At 42.5% G+C, this 1458-nt stretch carries 2 protein-coding genes; one reads left to right on the top strand and one right to left on the bottom strand.

Features of this window, described 5'->3' with window-relative positions; genetic code table 11:
* Nucleotides 1-66: 66 nt before the first annotated feature.
* The gene (locus R8N28_RS24695; protein ID WP_318183604.1) at nucleotides 67-696 is read right to left on the bottom strand and encodes a hypothetical protein; all 630 of its coding nucleotides are present in this window, start codon (nucleotides 694-696) and stop codon (nucleotides 67-69) included.
* Nucleotides 697-856: 160 nt separating this feature from the next.
* Here R8N28_RS24695 and R8N28_RS24690 point away from each other — a divergent pair, with 160 nt between their 5' ends.
* The gene (locus R8N28_RS24690; RefSeq protein WP_017447860.1) at nucleotides 857-1258 is read left to right on the top strand and encodes a GFA family protein; all 402 of its coding nucleotides are present in this window, start codon (nucleotides 857-859) and stop codon (nucleotides 1256-1258) included.
* Nucleotides 1259-1458: the final 200 nt, after the last annotated feature.

The raw sequence follows: 1458 nt of genomic DNA, 5'->3' as shown, positions 1-1458 counted from the left end.
TCACTAGGAAATTTCGAGATCTAGCGCAGAAAACACTTAATTTTTACAGAAGTCAAAAAAAATTCATCACTGTTGCATATGTAGGTTATTACCTACACGGATTAGAGTGGCTGAATTTGATTGATTTGGCTCATCTGCCATGGATTGACTTTCGCCATGCGTTAGGAATGAAATAGCGATTTTGGTATCCGTTTGCCAATTGATTTGAGCAAATTTAACTCGATCACCAATAAACACGCTGTCTAGCAACACCACTCGGCTCGGGATCGGATCAAACTTAAACAACCCAACATAATAAAATGCCCCTGAGCCTTGAGTCGTAACAATCATCGGCGCTGCAATCCAAAATTCTTTGTTGATTTCACGTTTAGCGATAAACGCGGTCGGTACCAAAACCTGCCCCTTTGTTGCGCCTGCATCATACTGACCAATCAGGTAGCCATTCTCCTTGTCCCACTCTTCTAAAAAAGAGACGGCATTTTGCTCTGGTACTTGAATTGTCCACGGATTCTTCGCTTGCACTCCCAACACTTCGGCAACGATAGGATTAGATTGCACCTCTGCTTGCGGAAACTTGGCCATGATTTCATCATCAGACAAGCTAAAGCGATACACACCAGCAATGATAACAATCGCTAATAGCACGATAGGAATAAGAAGAATGAGTGGAATTGGCAGAATTCTGCTGCGAGCCATGGCGACTTCCTTGTTTTTGTTCTAAAAATTGTGTTCGGAGTATATACCAATTCCAATAGGATGACCGCATACACTCAAATCTCGATGAACCAAGTATCGTGAAATCACTCGAGCGGATTTAGGTATAAACTGTTTAGTGGGCAATCGATAGGTAATAACGATGACAAACATAATTCACACCGGAGAGTGCGCCTGTGGCTTAGTTCAACTTCGCTGTAAAGATGAACCTCTGCGAACCTCTATTTGTCACTGCTTTGAATGCCAGAAACGAACAGGCAGCGTTTTTGGTGTCCAGGCCAAATTCGATAAAGAGCAGGTCATTTTAGATGGTGACACGACCAACTACACCAGAATCAGTGACGATGGTAATGAAGTGAAATACGAATTTTGCCCTGCTTGTGGCACGACGATGCAACTGTTGTTATCCGCAGCACCCGAAATCGTTGTTGTTCCCGTTGGAATTTTCAATAACACCGAATTTCATGAGCCAAAAGTTTCGATTTATGAGCAAAGGAAACATGGCTGGGTGAGTTTCGAGTGCACAATGGAACACATTCAATAGAGGGGAATCCCCCTTTATTGGCTTGTTATTATCTGAGCAAAAGATCTATAAATGAGATTTTTTTGAGAATGATCAACCGAGTTGAACAGGAAAAGGTTTCGTAACTCAGTGTGAGCGTTATAATCTGCTCCTAACATTTGGTGGGGTTTTATTGTGATTTCCAGAGTTCCTCGTTGGGTGGAATATGGCGCGTCTCTACT

The sequence above is a fragment of the Vibrio sp. Vb1554 genome, assembly GCF_033344235.1.
The sequence above is the reverse complement of the archived record's forward strand: the minus strand, read 5'-3'. Positions and strand labels throughout refer to the sequence as shown.

Excerpts from the sequence above, each read along its gene's own strand:
- R8N28_RS24695 (WP_318183604.1), bottom strand. The coding sequence starts at position 696 with ATGGCTCGCAGCAGAATTCTGCCAATTCCACTCATTCTTCTTATTCCT.
- R8N28_RS24690 (WP_017447860.1), top strand. The coding sequence starts at position 857 with ATGACAAACATAATTCACACCGGAGAGTGCGCCTGTGGCTTAGTTCAA.